Raw genomic sequence first — 16,047 nt, forward strand, 5'->3', positions numbered from 1 at the left:
TTCATCCGCTCATCCGCTTGGAGGGGGAACCGCAGCATGACGCAGGACCAGGAACGGCGACAGGAATCGCGGGACGAGTCGGGACAGGACGCCGGGGCGCCGCCGATGGTGGTGGTCGACGACGTGCGGCGCAGTTTCGGGACGGGTGAGCAGGCGGTGCACGCCCTGCGCGGAGTGTCCTTCGAAGTCCGCCGCGGCGAACTCACCGCGCTCAAGGGGAGGTCGGGCTCCGGCAAGACCACCCTCCTGAACCTGGTCGGCGGCCTCGACACCCCGACTGGCGGCAGCGTCGCCCTCGACGGCACCGATCTGGCCGGCCTCGACGAGGACGGCCGCCTCGCGCTGCGCCGCGACCGGATCGGCTTCGTGTTCCAGTCCTTCGGCCTGATCCCCGCCCTGACCGCCGCCGAGAACGTCGGGGTCCCGATGCGGCTGCGCAAGGTACCGGCGAAGCAGCGCGAGGAGCGGGCCCGTACGCTCCTCGCCCTCGTCGGCCTCTCCGAACAGACCGAGCAGCGACCCGGCGAACTCTCCGGCGGCCAGCAGCAGCGGGTCGCCGTCGCGCGGGCCCTCGCGAACGAGCCCGATCTGATCATCGCCGACGAGCCGACGGGCCAGCTCGACTCCGACACCGGCCGGCAGATCATGCGGCTGCTGCGCGCCGTGGTGCGCAGCGAGGGGGTCACGGCGCTCGTCGCCACGCACGACCCGGCGCTGATGGAACTGGCGGACCGGGTGGTGGAGTTGCGCGACGGACGCATCGTGGAGGCTTCGTCCGGGGACGGAGACGGAGACGGAGACGGGGACCCGCAGGGCTGAGCGACCTGCGGGGCGGACGGCGGGGGCGGACTGCGGGCGCTACTCGGTGTGCAGGGCCGCGGCGATGGTCATCCGGGCCGCCGAGCGGGCCGGGATCAGCGCGCCCAGAACGGCGATCGCGACCCCCGCGCACAGCATTCCGGCGAGCTGCGGCGCGTGCCAGACGTCCTTCATCGACTCGGGGAAGGCGACGACGCCCACGTTGTCCACGACGAGCCGGTGCGCGACGATCCCGAGGGGGATCCCGAGCAGCCCTCCGACCAGGCCCAGTCCGGTCACCGAGGTCACCGTCATGGCGACCACCTGGCGCGGGGTCATGCCGATCGACTTGAGCATGCCCAGGTCGCGGCGGCGGTCACGGGTGTTCAACAGGACGGTGTTGAAGACGCCGAGCGAGGCGACGAGGGCCAGCATGACCGAGAACACCGAGGAGAAGCCGACGACCGTGGTGGTGGCGGCGTTGACCTTGGCGGAGTCCACTACCTCGGCGCGCAGTCCGGGGTCGGCCGCGTCGACGGCGTCCGCGTAGGCGCGGGCGTTCGCTCCCGGGGCGAGCCGGACGGTGTACTCGACCGGACGGCTGTCCGGGGCGAGTTGGCCGAGGGTCTCCCACCTGGATTCCAGAGAGCGCGCGTCGCTGTCGATCAGCTGGCCGACGATGGTCGCGGCCGTCCGCCTCCCATTGGCCTCCAGAGTGACCCGGTCACCCACCGCCAGCCCGCGTTCGGTGAGGAACGCGGGGCCCGCCGCGATCTCACCGGGTCCGCTGGGTGGCCGGCCTTCGACGAAGGCCTCGGGCGGGGACGGGTTCCCTCGGTAGAAGTTCCCGAACGCGGGCTGCGCGTACCCGACCAGCCCGACCTGGGTCAGCGCGCGGGCCTGGAACTGCTGCGCCCCCAGCGATCGCAGCCGCTCCTCGATTTGCGCGTCGGTCAGCAGCGGCTTGACGGGGTTGTTGCCGTGGCCGCCGACGGCGACGTAGACCACCGTTCCGCCGGGGCCGCGGGCAGTCTGAGCGTACGAGACCATCGTGCTGGTCAGCCCGGTCGCCAGGGTCACCGTGGCGACGCCGAGGAGGATGGCCGCCGTGGTCATGAAGGCGCGGCCGGGGCGGGCGAACGGGTGGCCGAGGCCCAGGCTGACGGAACGCGGCAGTCGTGAGGAGGCCAGCACGCGCTGGACGCGCAGCCCGCGCCCGGTGCGGGGCGCGCCGCCCGCGCTGATGGCCCGCGCGGCCGGCAGCCGGTGAGCGCGCAGGGCCGGTACGAGCGCGGTCAGTGCGACCAGGGTGGGCATCCCGGCCAGGCACGCGACGTTGACCCAGGGCGGGACGGTGCCCACGTCCGCCATCCCGATCTCGATGCCGGAGAACGCGATCTGCAGGATGGGCGTGGCCAGTGCGTTCCCGAGCAGGGTGCCCAGGACGCAGCCGGCCACCGTGGGGACCGAGACCATCGTCAGGTAGACGGCGACGACCTGGTTCGGCGTGAAGCCGATGGCTTTGAGCACGCCGATGTGCCGGTTGCCGGAGATTACGGCGCCGCTGACCACGTTCGCGACGATCAAGGCGGAGACGAGCAGGCCCAGGACGCCGAAGAGGGAGATGAAGGGCAGATAGGCGTCCGCGCGGGCGGAGAAGGCCTTCTTGAGGGTGAGGTGGGTCTGCGCGGCCGTCACCGAGTCCGCGGGAAGTCCGTCCGTGGCCCGGGCCAGCGAGTCGCGCAGCTGCGCGCCGGTGGCCGAGTCGGTGAAGCGGTAGAGCATCTGCGTGGACGTCGGGTGAAGGGCCTCGGCCTGGCCGGGCGTCACCCAGGCGGCGGCCGACTGGCTCATGCTCGTCGCGAAACCGACGACGGTGAGCGTGGGGAGCCCGGGTACCTCCAGTTTTGTGCCGACGAGTTCGGCGTCCGGCGTGCCGTTGGTGCTCCAGTTGACGACGATCTCCCCGGGCGCCTCGGCCCAGCGCCCCTGCCGCATCCGGACGCGGTCCACCGGCCCGGCCGGATCGGCACGCCCCACCACGCTGAGGGGACCCGGCGGACTCCCGATCCAGTCCGTGGGCACGTCGATGACGGCCTGGGGGAACGGGCCCGCGGCGGCGGTGACGCCGGGACGGTGCGCCGTCCGCGCGAGTTGGGCGTCGGAGACCTTCGCCGGGTCGTACGTGGCCACGGTGTGCGCGCCGCGCTGCGCGGTGTACGCCTTGTCGAAGGGGCCCGAGGCCGCGGCGAGGAGGCCGAGCGCGAGCAGGACGGTGGTGGTGGAGCAGAGGACGACGAGGCCGATGACGAAGGTCTGGACCCGGCGGCGCTTCACGGCGGCCCGGGAGGCGCGCCACACGGCGCTCACGCGGAACGCTCCAGGGGCTTGCCGTTCAGGGTCTCGCTGTTGGGGGTCGCGCCGTTGGGGGTGGCGCCGTCCGAGGCCGTTCCGTCCGGGGTCTCGCTGTCCAAGGCCCTGTCATTCAGGGAGCGTTCGCGGGCTATGCGGCCGTCGGCCATCTCGACGAGGCGGCCGGCGCATCGGGTGGCCAGGTGTGGGTCGTGGGTGACGATCAGCAGGGTCTGGCCTATCTGGTTGAGGTCGATCAGCAGGTCCATCACCTGCTCGCCCGAGCGGCTGTCGAGGGCCCCGGTCGGCTCGTCGGCCAGGAGCAGGGCCGGACGGTTCATCAGGGCCCTTGCGACACCCACGCGTTGGCGCTCTCCTCCGCTCAGCGTCGCCGGGTAGTTGTTGCGCCGGTCGGCGACGCCGAGCTCGTCGAGGAGTTCCAGGGCACGGCGGCGGGCCTGGCGGGCGGAAGTGCCGGTGAGCTGGGCGGCCAGCGCGACGTTGTCGAGCGCCGGTAGGTCGTCGATGAGGTTGAAGAACTGGAAGATCATGCCGACGTCGCGGCGGCGGTAGAGGGCCAGGCCCGTTTCGGTGAGGCCGCCGAGGTCCTGGCCGTGCACGTCGATCGTCCCGGCGGACGGCCGGTCCAGGCCCGCCACCATGTTGAGGAGGGTGGACTTCCCGCAGCCGGAGGGGCCCATCACGGCGACCGCTTCGCCCCGGCGGATCTCCAGGGACAGGGCGTCGAGCGCCAGGGTGTCGCCGTACTCCTTCGATACGCGGTCCAGGCGGACGACGACCTGGCCGGGGCTGTCGGCGCTGTCGGGACTGCCGGCACTGCCAGCGCTTTCGTGATGAGGTGTCATGGCACGAACCTAGAAGGCCCGTCGGAGGTGCGGCGTCACCCCCCGGATGTAGGAGGGAGGCCAGGTCATCCTGGGGATGTACGCGGGGATAGCACCCGGAGGGTGATGCGGACTACGCGGGATGCCTGCGAGGGTCGGGTAGGAGAATGTTGGAAGATCGAGAACGGTGACGAGCACCGGTGGGGGAGGGGAGCTGTCATGACGACGGGATGGGCGTTCGCTGCCGTGGGGGCCGCGGCGTGCGCGGTGTCGGTGGGGTTCGGGCTGACGGCGGCGCTCCTGCGGGCCCGGGCGGCGCACCGGGCGGCGATCGAGGAGCGGGGGTGGCTGCTGGAGCGGGAGCGGGAGACGGCTGCCCGGACTGCGGTGGACGCGGAGCGGGCCCGGATAGCGGCGGAGCTCCACGACATAGTCAGCCACAACGTCAGCCTGATGATCGTCCAAGCCGGGGCCGCCCGCGAGGTGTTGGCGACGATGCCGGTGGAGGCGGCGGCCGCGATGGCCGCCGTGGAGAAGGCCGGGCGTACGACCATGACCGAACTGCGGCACCTGCTGGGACTGCTCGCCCCGGCACAGGACGGCCGTGACGAACCGTACGGGGCAGGGGCCTCCGAAAGGCCTGACCCCGCCGCGGAGTTGACACCGCAGCCGAGCTTGAGCCGGCTCAGTGCGCTGATCGACCGGATAGCCTTCGCCGGGCTGCCGGTCGAGGTCCGGATATCCGGCGAGCCGCGGCCGCTGCCGGCCGGGATCGACGTCACCGCCTACCGGATCATCCAGGAGGCGCTGACCAACGCGCTCAAACACGGGGACGGGGTGAAGGCCGAGGTGACGGTGAGATACGCGGACCGGGCGCTGAGGGTCGAGGTGCTCAACAGTGGTCCGAGCGTGCTGTCCGGAGACCGGATACCCGGGTCCGCCCCGGGCGCGTCCGCCCCGGCCGCGTCCACCGCGGCGGCGCGCCCGAAGGCGGACGGTGCGGGGCACGGGCTGGTCGGGCTGCGCGAGCGGGTCGCCGTGTACGGCGGGGACTTCGACGCGCGCCGCCGCCTCGGCGGCGGCTACCGGGTGCGTGCCCGCCTCCCGCTGGAGCGGCCGTGACCACCACGCACGCCCCGGCCGCCGGGCCCGAGCCGGGGGCCGCCTCGCCCCGGGTGATCATCGCGGACGACCAGGAACTCGTCCGCACCGGGTTCCGCATGATCCTCACCGCCCGGGGGATCGACGTGGTGGGGGTGGCCGCCGACGGGGTGGAGGCCGTCTCGGAAGTCCGCCGGCTGCGCCCCGACGTCGTCCTCCTCGACATCCGCATGCCCCGCCTGGACGGACTGGAGGCCGCCCGGCAGATCCTCACCGAGGCCCCGGAATGCCGGGTGATCATGCTGACCACCTTCGACCTCGACCAGTACGTCTACGCCGCCCTCGCAGCCGGCGCCAGCGGGTTCCTGCTCAAGGACGTCACGCCCGAGCACCTCGCCAACGCCGTACGGCTCGTCGACACCGGCGACGCATTGCTCTCCCCGTCGATCACCCGACGGCTGGTGGAGCGCTGCGCCTCGGCAGCGGCCGCGCGCGGCGGCCCGACCCCTGCGCCCCACCCCGACCTGGACGCCCTCACCCCGCGGGAGCGGGAGGTGCTCACCCTGATGGGCCACGGCCTCACCAACGCCGAACTGGCACGGGAGTTCACGCTCAGCGAGGCCACCGTGAAGACCCATGTGGCCCGGATCTTCGCGAAGCTGAGCCTGCGCGACCGCGCCCAGGCGGTCGTCCTGGCCTACGAGACGGGCCTGGTCACCCCGGGGACGGGGTAGGGCGGGACCTTTCGGCTCAGGCCTGCGGCTGGGTCGGGCGGTGGAGTGGTGAGACTGAGTGGTGCGGCTCAGTTCGTGGGCGGGGCGGAGTGTGCCAGGAGGTGGAGGCGCAGGGCGAGTTGGAGTTCCAGGGAGCGGGCGGGAGCGTTCCAGTCCTCGCCCAGGAGGCGGCGGATCCGGTCGAGGCGCTGCACGACGGTGTTCACGTGGATGTGCAGCGCCTCCTTGGCCTTGGAGAGGCTCGCCCCGTGGACGTAGTACGCCTGGAGGGTGCGGACCAGCTCGGTGCCGCGCTGCGCGTCGTAGTCGATGACGGGGCCGAGCACCTGGTCGACGTACCCCCCGACGTCACCGTGGTCCCCGAGCAGCAGGCCGACGAAGCCCAGGTCCGGCAGGGCGGCCCCGTGGCCGGTGTGGCCCAGCGCGTGCAGGGCCCGCAGGCAGCGCACCGCCTCGGCGTACACGCCTGGCAGTCCGCCCGGGTCGCCGGCCGGCCCGGCCGAGCCCACGGTGACGGGTGTGCCCAGCGCCTGCCCCAGTTCCGCCGCAAGGGACCGCGCCAGGGGTCCGGGCCGCTCGGCCGGGGCGAGCAGCACGACGTGGCCCTCGTGCAGCCCGGCCAGGCCGTCGAGGGCGCGGGCGCGGCGCGCCGCCTCCGTCGACAGCCGGGGCCGCTGCGCCGCGTCGCAGTGGAGCACCAGCAGGGAGTGCGGGCGGGCGAGGTCGACGCCGAGCTTGCGGGCCCGGATCGTCCGGCTGCCGCTGTCGGGGGTGTGCCCCGGGCTCCGCGGGGTCAGCAGGTCGCTGAGGAGCTCGCCGCGCACCCGGTCCTCGGTGTGGGCCACCGAGCGGCGCAGCAGCAGGAGGAGCGCGGTGACCAGGCCGGTGCGTTCGAACAGCCGCCGGTCGCTGTCCGACAGCTCGGCCCGGCCCGTCAGGGCGATGCTGCCCAGGAGTTCGTGGCCGGCCAGGACGGCGCAGACCCACACCCCGTCGACCGGCACGGCCCGGCCGCCGGAACGGGAGGCCGCCACCCCCTTGGCGGGTGCGCCGATCGGTTCGGTGGCGACCCGGGCCAACTCGGCGCCCTCGGCGTCGTGCACCACCAGCCCTCCCCGTAGCAGCGCGGCCACTTCCCGGGCCACATCGGTGACGTCCCCGCCGCGCAGGACCAGGTCGGTGAGCCGGTCGTGGGTCTCGGTGGCCAGCCGGGTGGCCTCGCTGTGGGCCCGGGCGGTCTCGGTGGCGGCGTTCAGCTCGACCAGCGCCGTACGGGTCTCCTCCAGCAGCCGCGCCCCGTCGATGGCGACGGCGGCGTGGTCGGCCAGTGAGGACAGCAGCGCGACCGCGTCGGGGGTGAAGGCGCGCACCGACCGGTCGGCGGCGTAGAGCACCCCGATGACGTGCGAGGCGACGCGCAGCGGCACCCCGAGGATGCCCCGCAGCCCCTCTTCGCGCACCCCGGAGTCGATGGTGCTGGTGTGCCGGAAGCGGTCGTCGGTGCGGTAGTCGGCGCTGGCGTACGGCCGGGCCGTCTGCGCGACGAGACCTCCGAGGCCCTCGCCCATGCCGAGCCGCAACTGCTGGAAGGCGGCGGAGACGGAGCCGTCGGTGACCCGCATGAACGTATCGCCCGCGACGGGGTCGTTCAGGGTGAGGTAGGCGCAGTCCGTGCCGAGCAGGGTCCGGGCCCGCCGCACGATGGCCCGTAGCACCGCGTCGAGATCGCGCAGGGCCGCGAGGTCGCCGGCCGTGTCGAACAGGGCGGTGAGTTCCGCCTCGCGCCTGCGGTGCTGGTCCAGCGTGCGCCGGATGTCGAGGGCGACCCGGGTGGCCTCCTCGACGAGGGCCTGCTCGGCGGCCCCGGCCCCGGCGGTACGGGCCTGCGCGCCGGGCCGCGCGAAGTGCTCGGCGGGCGCGCCCTGGGCGAGCAGGTCGAGGAGCTGACGCAGCGCGGCCGCGGGCGCGGCGGGATCGTTCACGGGGGCCATGCTGGCAGCCCTTCGCTCCGGGGTGGCGAGCGGGTCCGCCCGCCGGACCGGAGGCACCGGTCACGGCGGGCGGCCCGGTGGTCGGTCGGGCTCAGGCGGAATCGGAGGCCGCGGCGACGTACCCGTTCCCCGCGGCCGGCGCGCTTGCTCTCTCCATCCCTGCCGCTCCCTTCGGGACGGACAGGTCGCGGCCCCGGGTCTCGCGGGCGAGGAGGACGGTCAGGGTGGTGACGAGGGCGGCACCGGACAGGTAGATGGAGACCGGCACGGAGGAGCCGTAGTCCTTCAGGAGCTCGACCGCGATGATCGGGGCCAGGGCCCCCGCGACGATCGAGGCGAGCTGGGAGCCCATCGAGGCGCCCGAGTAGCGGACCTTGGTGTCGAACATCTCCGAGATGAAGGCGGCCTGCGGCCCGTACATGGCCCCGTGCAGCAGCAGTCCGGCGGTGACGGCGAGGGTGATCACGCCGAACGACTTCGAGTCCACCAGCGCGAAGAACGCGAACGCCCACACCGCCATGCCGACCGAACCGATCAGCGTCACCGGCCGGCGCCCGATCCGGTCCGACAGCGCGCCCCAGGCCGGGATGGTCAGGAAGTGGACGGCCGAGCCGATCAGGAGCGCGTTCAGCGCGGTGGTCTTGGGGAGCCCGAGGTGGGTGGTGACGTAGACGAGGAGGAAGGAGGTGAGCACGTAGTACGAGATGTTCTCGCCGAAGCGGGTGCCGATGGCGGTCAGCACCTGCCGCCAGTCCTTGCGGAACACCTGGACCACGGGGGCCTTCTCCTCCTCGGCCCGCCCCGAGGCCGCGGCCGCGGCCTGCGCCGCGAGGAAGACGGGCGACTCGGACACGGAGAGGCGGATCCACAGCCCGACCATCACGAGGACCCCGGAGAGCAGGAACGGGATCCGCCAGCCCCAGGAGAGGAACGCCGCATCGGACTGCACGGCGGCGAGCAGCGCCAGCACCCCGGTGGCGAGCAGGTTCCCCCCGGGAGCGCCGGACTGCGGCCAGGAGGCCCAGAACCCGCGGTGCTCGGCCCCGCCGTGCTCGGACACGATCAGCACGGCCCCGCCCCACTCGCCGCCCAGCGCGAACCCCTGCACCAGGCGCAGCGCGGTCAGCAGGATCGGAGCTCCGACCCCGATGCTCGCGTGGGTGGGCAGCAGCCCCATCGCGAAGGTCGCCCCGCCCATCATCAGCAGACTCAGCACCAGCAGCTTCTTGCGCCCGACCTTGTCCCCGAAATGCCCGAAGACGACCCCGCCCAACGGCCGGGCGAGGAACCCGATGGCGTAGGTGAGGAAGGCGATCAGCGTGCCCGTGAGCGGATCCGCGGTGGGGAAGAACAGCTTGTTGAAGACCAGGGCGGCGGCGGTCCCGTAGAGGAAGAAGTCGTACCACTCGATCGTGGTCCCGATGAGGCTGGCGGCGACGATCCGTCTGATGCCGGACGAAGCCTTCGGGTCGGCTGAGGTGGAGGCCATGTGAACCACTTCCAGGGTGTCTGCGGGGACGTCGGGTGTGGCCACAACGTAGAAGTCCCCAGCTCACCGGCATATGTGGTCCGCCATCACAATCGGGCCACGACTGATGTGCGCACGCACCACACACCCCGGACTGCTGCCCCGCAGCCCCTCCGGAACAGGGTCGTGAAGCCCTGTCGGAATTGCAGAGTTAGAGCTCCTTTGGGTGGGCGGTGCTGACTCCCGTGCTGGTTTGGTGCTGACCCGAAACCCCACGGCAGCACCCCTCGCCACGCGTCCCGTGCTGGTTCGGTGCTGGTTACGCTGCGTTGAGCGCGACTTGAATGTGGTCCAGGCGGGGCAAAGCGAAAGGGCGGGGAATGAGCCTGAGTTCCGCCCTTCGGGCCCGTTTCGCACTGGGCGTTGGCCGGCACGCCGCGGTGACGGAATCCGAGTGTGCGACCCACCCCGGCATGCTGTAGGCAGTGGGCCGGGTCCATGTCCCGCACGCCCCGCCAGCTCGCCGACTGGACCAAGGCTGTGGTCGTCCTACCGCCAAGGTGCCTGGGCGCGCTGTGCCTGTTGTTGTGTGGAGGTGGCGTCTGCGCGTGCCACTGACAGGAGATGGGGGAGCCGCTCGGCCGCTTGTGTGTTCCACCAGCAGTGGGCGTCGGGCGAGAACGCGGCCTTGGGGACGTTGTCGCTGGCTTTCTGGTAAACGGCGGGCGGCCGGGGCGCTGCTCAAGCGGGCGGTCTGGACCGAAGCAACCAAGAATCCGATCCCTTCATCTTCACAGGGAACTCCAACGGGCCCCGGCAAGTGGCGCTACGGACTCGGCCTCGTCGAGTCCGGCGGGTTCATCAGTGGAGTGGTCAGCTTCGCTGGCTACGAGCCCATCACCATGTACTCGACCAGCTCCAGACGGCGATCGAGGTGGTGTCCACCAAGAACCCCCAACGGCATCACGCCGTCCCGATGTTCCAGGCCCTGGCCATGGCGGTCTACGGCACCGACCTCGGCTTCGGCCTCACACCCGAGCAGGCACTCGCGCCCGAGTTCACAGGAGCGGCGAGATGGCCGGACACCCGGCGCGGAGAGCAGCCCCGGCAAGGCGCGGCCGTCGGCGACAGACGGACACCTCCTGAGACTGAACGATCACCTCAGTGGCCACCGACGGTCGGCCACACATGGCCACGTTCTTACTGGTCGTCAGTGATCGGGCTGGCGCGCCGTGCAGTGGAAATCGGCGATCCGACCACCTTCCGTCTGCGGCCCGATGCCATCCGCCCGGTGACCGACTTGGCCTCTTAGTTGATGAGTTCGCCTGCCTCGGTGTACCCGAGGCGGCCTCGGCCACCGTCTCCGCCATGCCCGTCGACTTCCGGCGCTCGTGGCCGCAGCCTCAGGACAAGCATGGTCACCAGACCCTCCGAGGTCTTCGGATTCTCCGCCAGCTTGACCCACGGCAAGCCAACTATCCACGCACCAATGCGCTCCTACCTCGACGCGCTGGACACCGCCCCGTGCGGGCCACCCGGAACGGCTGCCTCGCGGCGGGCCAGGCCGCCGATGGCGGGACATGGCCGGACGCAACTGACGGAGCACCTTGCCGGTGACCGACACTTTCCAGTACGAGCCGTCACGGAACGGCAGTTGAGCCGACGGAAGAAGAGGATCGCACCATGGTCGAGCAGGACGATCGATTCGATGTCGTCGTACTCGGAGCCGGGCCCGGGGGCTATGTCGCCGCCGTCCGTGCCGCCCAACTGGGCAAGCGTGTAGCCGTCGTGGAGGAGAGGTACTGGGGAGGTGTCTGCCTGAACGTGGGCTGCATCCCGACCAAGGCCCTGCTGCGCAACGCGGAACTGGCCCACATCTTCACCCATGAGGCGAAGACCTTCGGCATCAAGGTCGAGGGAGAGGTCACCTTCGACTACGGCGAGGCCTTCCGGCGCAGCCGCACGGTCGCCGACGGCCGGGTCAAGGGGGTCCACTACCTGATGAAGAAGAACAAGATCACCGAGGTGGACGGCCGCGGCACCTTCCTCGACCCGCACACCCTCCAGGTCACCGGTTACGACGGCAACACCCGCACGATCGGGTTCGACCAGTGCATCATCGCCACCGGCGCGACCCCCAAATTGCTGCCCGGCACCAAGCGCAGCGCGCGCGTGGTGACCTTCGAGGAGCAGATTCTCGCTGATGACCTCCCGCAGTCCATCGTCATCGCCGGGGCGGGTGCCATCGGCATCGAGTTCGCCTACGTACTGCACGCCTATGGTGTGAAGGTCACGATCGTCGAGTTCCTGGACCGTGTCGCCCCGCTGGAAGACGCCGAGGTGTCCGCCGAACTCGCCCGCCAGTACCGAAGGCTGGGCATCGAGGTCCTCACCTCCACTCGGGTCGACGCCATCGACGAGTCCGGGCACCAGGTCCGCGTCTCCGTCACCGGGAAGGACGGCACCCCGAAGGTCCTGGAGGCCGACAAGGTCCTCCAGGCGATCGGCTTCGCGCCGAACGTCACCGGGTACGGCCTGGAGCAGACGGGCGTGCGCGTAACCGACCGCGGCGCGATCGAGGTCGACGGCCGCTGCCGCACCTCCGTCCCGCACATCTACGCCATCGGTGACGTGACCGCGAAGCTCATGCTCGCCCACACCGCCGAGGCCATGGGGGTGATCGCGGCCGAGACGATCGCCGATGCCGAGACCATGGAACTCGACTACGCGATGATCCCCCGCGCCACCTACTGCCAGCCGCAGATCGCGAGCTTCGGCTACACCGAGGCCCAGGCCCGTGAGCTCGGCTACGACGTCAAGGTCGCCAAGTTCCCCTTCACCGCCAACGGCAAGTCCCAGGGCCTCGGCGACACCACCGGATTCGTGAAGCTGATCAGCGATGCCAAGTACGGCGAGCTGATCGGCGGCCACCTCATCGGCCCCGACGTCACCGAACTGCTTCCCGAACTGACTCTGGCCCAGCAATGGGATCTCACCGTCCACGAGGTGGCCCGCAACGTCCACGCCCACCCGACCCTGGGCGAGGCCGTCAAGGAGGCCGTGCACGGCCTGGCCGGCCACATGATCAACATGTGAGCCTCCCGCAGCGTGCCGGTACGGCAGACGGCCGCACCGGCACGCTGCGGCCATGGCTGTTGCTCACCGGGAAGAGGATCGGACGGGATGACGTAGGTGTCCGTGGACCCGAACTCCCCGCCCAGCGCGGTGATGCTGCGGTTCGTCTCCTCGGTGATTGGGCCTGCTTCAGCTCGTGGGGGTCGTCCAGGCTGCTTCGGCGTCCTGTGCGGTGGGGTGGGTGGGGAAGACGTGCTGGAGGCCGACGATGCGGAAGATGCGGCTGACGCGCTCGGGGACCGCGGCCAGGGCGATGTGGGCGTGGGCCGCGATGGCGTGGTTGCGGGCGGCGATGATCATGGTGATGCCGCTGGAGTCGCAGAAGGTGAGGCCGCCCAGGTCCAGGACGAGTTGCTGGCCGGTGTTCAGGTCGAGTCCGGTCAGGGCTGCGCGGACGTCGGGGGCGGTGTGATGGTCGAGTTCGCCCGCGAGCTCGATGACCGCTCCGGCGGTGGTGATGCGCGTGTTCACGGACAGCTGCTGGGTCACTGGTGCTCCTCACTGGGGGTCGGGGGCACGTGGATGGCCAGGACCGCGGCGTCGTCGTCGACTCCGGTGCCGAAGGTGTCGAGCAGGTCGGTGACCGCCCCGATCGCGTGTGAAGCGGTGGTCGGCGCGAGAGCGCGGGTGAAGTCGAGGAGCGCGTCGTCGCCGTAGCGGCCGTCGCCCGTTGCTCCGGGTGCATGGGCCTCGGTGAGGCCGTCGGTGTACAGGAGCAGCGTGTCGCCGGCGGTGAGGTGGAGGGTGGTGGTGGCGATGTGGGCGTCGGGCAGGACTCCGATGAGCTGGCCGCCGGGGGTGGGCAGGTAGTGGGCGGTGCCGTCGGCACGCATGAGCACGGTCGGGGGGTGGCCGCCGCTGGCCAGGGTGACGCGGAAGCCGCCCTGTACGGGGTCGGGGGTGAGGAGGCCGAAGACGACGGTGCAGTAGCGGGGGTCGGTGCCGTTGTACTCGTGGTTCAGGACGGTGTTGAGGTTGGCCAGGACGGCGGCCGGGGCCGGGTCGTAGACGGCGGCCGCGCGCAGGGTGTAGCGGGCCAGGGAGGTGACAGCGGCGGCGGCGGCGCCTTTGCCGCATACGTCACCCAGGAAGAACCCCCAGGTGCCGGCGGCGAGGGGGAACAGGTCGTAGAAGTCGCCGCCGACTTCGTCGGGGGAGGCGATGTGGTAATGCGCGGCCACGTCGAGTCCGGGGACGTTGGCCAGCGTCGGGGGTAGCAGGGTGCGTTGCAACGTGGCGTTGAGCCGCTGCAGGCGTTCGCGCTCGCGCTCCGATTCCTGGCGGGCGCGCAGGAGTTCGGTCTCGTAGGCGCGGCGGTCGCGGGCGTCGAAGACGGTGGTGCGGATCAGGAGGGGCTGGCCGTCGCTGCCCGTCTTGACGGTGGAGGTGACCAGGACGGGCAGGCGGGTGCCCGTGGCGGTCTTCAGTTCCAGGGCGATGCCGCTGATCTCGCCCTGCATGCGCAGCAGCGGCGCGAAGTGCGTCTCGTGGTAGAGGCGGCCGCCGACGGTCAGGAGATCGGAGAAGTTCTTCCGTCCGACGAGGTCGCCGCTCTGGTAACCGAGCCAGTCGAGCAGGGTGGTGTTGACCTTGGCGATCCGGCCGTCGAGCAGGGTGGAGAGGTAGCCGCACGGCGCGTGCTCGTACAGGTCCTCGGCGCTGTCCTCCAGCAGGGCGGAGAACACAGCCCGCTCACCGCCCGGTGCCTGTTCCCTTTCGGGGGTGGCGTCTTCGCCCTCGCTGGTCTCGCACATCATCGGGCGCCACCGGCGAACGCGGCGATCGCCGCTGCGGTCTCCTCGGGGGCGGCGAGCTGGGGACAGTGCCCGGTGGCGTTCAGGGTGACCAGTCGGCTGCCGGGAATCTGGGCCTGGACGAACGGGCCGACCTCCGGGGGTGCGATCGCGTCGCTGGAGCACTGGGCCACCAGCGTGGGCACCGTCACCTTGGCGAGGTCGGCGCGGTTGTCCGACAGGAACGTCACCCGGGCGAAGACCCGCGCGATCTCCGGATCGGCCCGGCAGAAGCTGTTGGTCAGCTCCTCACCCAGCTCCGGACGCTCCGGATTGCCCATGATCACCGGAGCCATCGCACCGGACCAGCCGAGATAGTTCGCGTCGAGGGACTCCAGCAGCTCATCGATGTCCTCGGCGCTGAACCCGCCCCGATAGCCCGCGCCCGGATCGTCGATGAAACAGGGGGAGGGGGCGAGCAGTACCAGGCCGGCGAAAGCGTCGGGTTCCCGTGCCGCGGCGAGCACGCCCATCATGGCGCTCACCGAGTGCCCCACGAAGAGCACGGGGCCGAGTGCCAGGTCCCGGCAGATCTCCAGCACGTCGTCGACGTAGCCGTCGAGGGTTGAATACCGCTCGGGAGTCCACGAGGAATGGTCTGAGCGGCCCGACCCGACGTGATCGAAGACGATCACGGTGAAGTCACGCTCCAGAACCGGCATCACCAGACGCCACATGTTCTGATCGCACCCGAAACCGTGCGCCAGCACCACCACTGGCCCGTCAGGCCGTCCTGTCACCCTGACGTGGTTCCTGCTCCGCACATCCATGCCCCACATCCTCGCAGACCACTACGAGCGGTCGCGGCCCTTGAACGATCACCGGGGGAGGGCTCCTGCCCGTGCCCGCTCCTACTCGGGATCCGCAGATGCGCCCGGACGAGTTGCGCGGTGAGGGCGGTGGTCACCCGCGGTTTGGTGATCGGGACGGGGCGTGCTTGTCGTCGGTAAAAGAAACCGTCCCAAGCGGGGATTTATCGCGCGGCAGGGGAAGGCGAGAGGCGTGAGAGGAGCTGTGATGACAGGACCACTGGAGGCTGGACTCAGGAGCGTGGATGCCCGGCAAATCGTCCGGGAGGCTCTCGCCGGGCGTGGGGTGGGCCAGCGTGCGCTTGACGACGTGCTGACGGTGGTCGCGGAGCTCGTGACCAATGCGTTCCGGCACGCGGGCGGTGTGACCGGCTTCCGCGTCCGCCCTCTTCCCGATGCTGTGGCGATCGAGGTCTCCGATGCGTCATCGGTTCTGCCCCGCTCGCCGGGGACACCAGTCTCGGCGCCGGGCGGGTTCGGCTGGCTCCTGGTCACCAAGCTCGCGCGCCGTACGGAGATCCGGTCCGGTCGCGATGGGAAGACGATCACCGCCTACCTCCCCCTCGCCGCTCCGGCCACATGACCCGCGAAGTCTCCGCCGGCCCTGCGTGGCGCCGGCCGCTACAGGGTGAGCGCTGCCTCGACGCTCTCGGCGATGGTGAAGATCTGGTCCGCCGAGGTGAGTTCGAAGAGCCGTGCCATCTGCGGGTTCAGTGGACCGGCCAGGACCATGGGGCGGCCGGTGCGCCGCAGGCGGATCAGTTCGTTGAGCGTGGAGGAGTCGGCGAACGTGATCTCGCTGACGTTCAGCACGATCGTGCGTACGGGATCGGCGAGGGCGTCTGCGATGGCTTGGCGCAGGGGTTCAAGGGTGTCCTGGTCGAACTCGCCGGCGCAGGTGATCACGCGGACGCCGTCGACGTCCGGTGAGACCGTCACGTGCTGGTCCATGGGAGCCCCCTGTTGTGGCGTGTGGCTTGTGGCGTGCGGATGGTCGGGGAGGCCGGGAGATCCCCGGGAT

14 protein-coding genes are annotated in these 16,047 nt (G+C 71.2%); 6 read left to right on the forward strand and 8 right to left on the reverse strand.

The window, feature by feature from the left end; all coding sequences use genetic code 11:
* The first annotated feature begins 36 nt into the window (after nt 1-36).
* The gene (locus OG730_RS37325; protein WP_442815143.1) at nt 37-819 is read left to right on the forward strand and encodes an ABC transporter ATP-binding protein; all 783 of its coding nucleotides are present in this window, start codon (nt 37-39) and stop codon (nt 817-819) included.
* Nucleotides 820-858: 39 nt separating this feature from the next.
* Here OG730_RS37325 and OG730_RS37330 read toward each other — a convergent pair whose 3' ends face one another.
* Both OG730_RS37330 and OG730_RS37335 read right to left on the reverse strand, forming a co-directional pair.
* A complete protein-coding gene (locus tag OG730_RS37330; protein ID WP_327308421.1) occupies nt 859-3,168 on the reverse strand; it encodes an ABC transporter permease in 2,310 nt (769 codons plus the stop codon).
* Nucleotides 3,165-4,016 (reverse strand): ABC transporter ATP-binding protein, encoded by an 852-nt coding sequence (locus OG730_RS37335; RefSeq protein WP_327308422.1) that lies wholly within the window; start codon nt 4,014-4,016, stop codon nt 3,165-3,167. Before OG730_RS37335 ends, OG730_RS37330 begins: the two co-directional genes overlap by 4 nt.
* A 198-nt stretch (nt 4,017-4,214) precedes the next feature.
* Between OG730_RS37335 and OG730_RS37340 the strand changes: the two genes are divergently transcribed.
* Nucleotides 4,215-5,117 (forward strand): sensor histidine kinase, encoded by a 903-nt coding sequence (locus tag OG730_RS37340; protein ID WP_327308423.1) that lies wholly within the window; start codon nt 4,215-4,217, stop codon nt 5,115-5,117.
* A complete protein-coding gene (locus OG730_RS37345) occupies nt 5,114-5,830 on the forward strand; it encodes a response regulator (RefSeq protein WP_327308424.1) in 717 nt (238 codons plus the stop codon). Before OG730_RS37340 ends, OG730_RS37345 begins: the two co-directional genes overlap by 4 nt.
* A 68-nt stretch (nt 5,831-5,898) precedes the next feature.
* Here OG730_RS37345 and OG730_RS37350 read toward each other — a convergent pair whose 3' ends face one another.
* Both OG730_RS37350 and OG730_RS37355 read right to left on the reverse strand, forming a co-directional pair.
* The gene (locus OG730_RS37350) at nt 5,899-7,821 is read right to left on the reverse strand and encodes a helix-turn-helix domain-containing protein (protein WP_327308425.1); all 1,923 of its coding nucleotides are present in this window, start codon (nt 7,819-7,821) and stop codon (nt 5,899-5,901) included.
* A 91-nt stretch (nt 7,822-7,912) separates the two neighbouring features.
* Nucleotides 7,913-9,310 (reverse strand): MFS transporter, encoded by a 1,398-nt coding sequence (locus tag OG730_RS37355; RefSeq protein ID WP_327308426.1) that lies wholly within the window; start codon nt 9,308-9,310, stop codon nt 7,913-7,915.
* 916 nt (nt 9,311-10,226) lie between these two features.
* On the opposite strand from OG730_RS37355, the gene OG730_RS37360 reads away from it, so the two are divergent.
* Together OG730_RS37360 and lpdA are read left to right on the forward strand one after the other, a co-directional pair.
* Complete coding sequence (locus OG730_RS37360) at nt 10,227-10,601, forward strand: hypothetical protein (protein WP_327308427.1); 375 nt, start codon at nt 10,227-10,229, stop codon at nt 10,599-10,601.
* A gap of 371 nt (nt 10,602-10,972) precedes the next feature.
* On the forward strand, nt 10,973-12,385 hold the full coding sequence (gene lpdA, locus OG730_RS37365; RefSeq protein ID WP_327308428.1) for a dihydrolipoyl dehydrogenase: 1,413 nt from the start codon (nt 10,973-10,975) through the stop codon (nt 12,383-12,385).
* A gap of 168 nt (nt 12,386-12,553) precedes the next feature.
* On the opposite strand, the gene OG730_RS37370 is transcribed toward lpdA, so the two are convergent.
* Genes OG730_RS37370 through OG730_RS37380 form a run of 3 tightly spaced genes read right to left on the reverse strand, consistent with a single transcriptional unit; the run spans nt 12,554 to nt 14,987 of the window.
* Nucleotides 12,554-12,913: an STAS domain-containing protein gene (locus OG730_RS37370; RefSeq protein WP_327308429.1), complete on the reverse strand. Its 360-nt coding sequence runs from the start codon at nt 12,911-12,913 to the stop codon at nt 12,554-12,556.
* On the reverse strand, nt 12,910-14,178 hold the full coding sequence (locus OG730_RS37375; RefSeq protein ID WP_327308430.1) for a SpoIIE family protein phosphatase: 1,269 nt from the start codon (nt 14,176-14,178) through the stop codon (nt 12,910-12,912). Before OG730_RS37375 ends, OG730_RS37370 begins: the two co-directional genes overlap by 4 nt.
* Complete coding sequence (locus OG730_RS37380; RefSeq protein ID WP_327308431.1) at nt 14,178-14,987, reverse strand: alpha/beta fold hydrolase; 810 nt, start codon at nt 14,985-14,987, stop codon at nt 14,178-14,180. The genes OG730_RS37375 and OG730_RS37380 overlap by 1 nt, the downstream gene beginning before the upstream one ends.
* A gap of 247 nt (nt 14,988-15,234) precedes the next feature.
* Between OG730_RS37380 and OG730_RS37385 the strand changes: the two genes are divergently transcribed.
* Nucleotides 15,235-15,609 (forward strand): ATP-binding protein, encoded by a 375-nt coding sequence (locus OG730_RS37385; protein ID WP_327308432.1) that lies wholly within the window; start codon nt 15,235-15,237, stop codon nt 15,607-15,609.
* Nucleotides 15,610-15,647: 38 nt separating this feature from the next.
* On the opposite strand, the gene OG730_RS37390 is transcribed toward OG730_RS37385, so the two are convergent.
* A complete protein-coding gene (locus OG730_RS37390; protein WP_327308433.1) occupies nt 15,648-15,977 on the reverse strand; it encodes an STAS domain-containing protein in 330 nt (109 codons plus the stop codon).
* Nucleotides 15,978-16,047: the final 70 nt, after the last annotated feature.

This window comes from Streptomyces sp. NBC_01298, assembly GCF_035978755.1.
GTDB lineage: Bacteria > Actinomycetota > Actinomycetes > Streptomycetales > Streptomycetaceae > Streptomyces.

Excerpts from the sequence above, each read along its gene's own strand:
- OG730_RS37340 (WP_327308423.1), top strand. The coding sequence starts at position 4,215 with ATGACGACGGGATGGGCGTTCGCTGCCGTGGGGGCCGCGGCGTGCGCG.
- OG730_RS37380 (WP_327308431.1), bottom strand. The coding sequence starts at position 14,987 with ATGGATGTGCGGAGCAGGAACCACGTCAGGGTGACAGGACGGCCTGAC.
- OG730_RS37375 (WP_327308430.1), bottom strand. The coding sequence starts at position 14,178 with ATGTGCGAGACCAGCGAGGGCGAAGACGCCACCCCCGAAAGGGAACAG.
- OG730_RS37325 (WP_442815143.1), top strand. The coding sequence starts at position 37 with ATGACGCAGGACCAGGAACGGCGACAGGAATCGCGGGACGAGTCGGGA.
- lpdA (WP_327308428.1), top strand. The coding sequence starts at position 10,973 with ATGGTCGAGCAGGACGATCGATTCGATGTCGTCGTACTCGGAGCCGGG.
- OG730_RS37355 (WP_327308426.1), bottom strand. The coding sequence starts at position 9,310 with ATGGCCTCCACCTCAGCCGACCCGAAGGCTTCGTCCGGCATCAGACGG.
- OG730_RS37385 (WP_327308432.1), top strand. The coding sequence starts at position 15,235 with ATGACAGGACCACTGGAGGCTGGACTCAGGAGCGTGGATGCCCGGCAA.
- OG730_RS37390 (WP_327308433.1), bottom strand. The coding sequence starts at position 15,977 with ATGGACCAGCACGTGACGGTCTCACCGGACGTCGACGGCGTCCGCGTG.
- OG730_RS37350 (WP_327308425.1), bottom strand. The coding sequence starts at position 7,821 with ATGGCCCCCGTGAACGATCCCGCCGCGCCCGCGGCCGCGCTGCGTCAG.
- OG730_RS37335 (WP_327308422.1), bottom strand. The coding sequence starts at position 4,016 with ATGACACCTCATCACGAAAGCGCTGGCAGTGCCGGCAGTCCCGACAGC.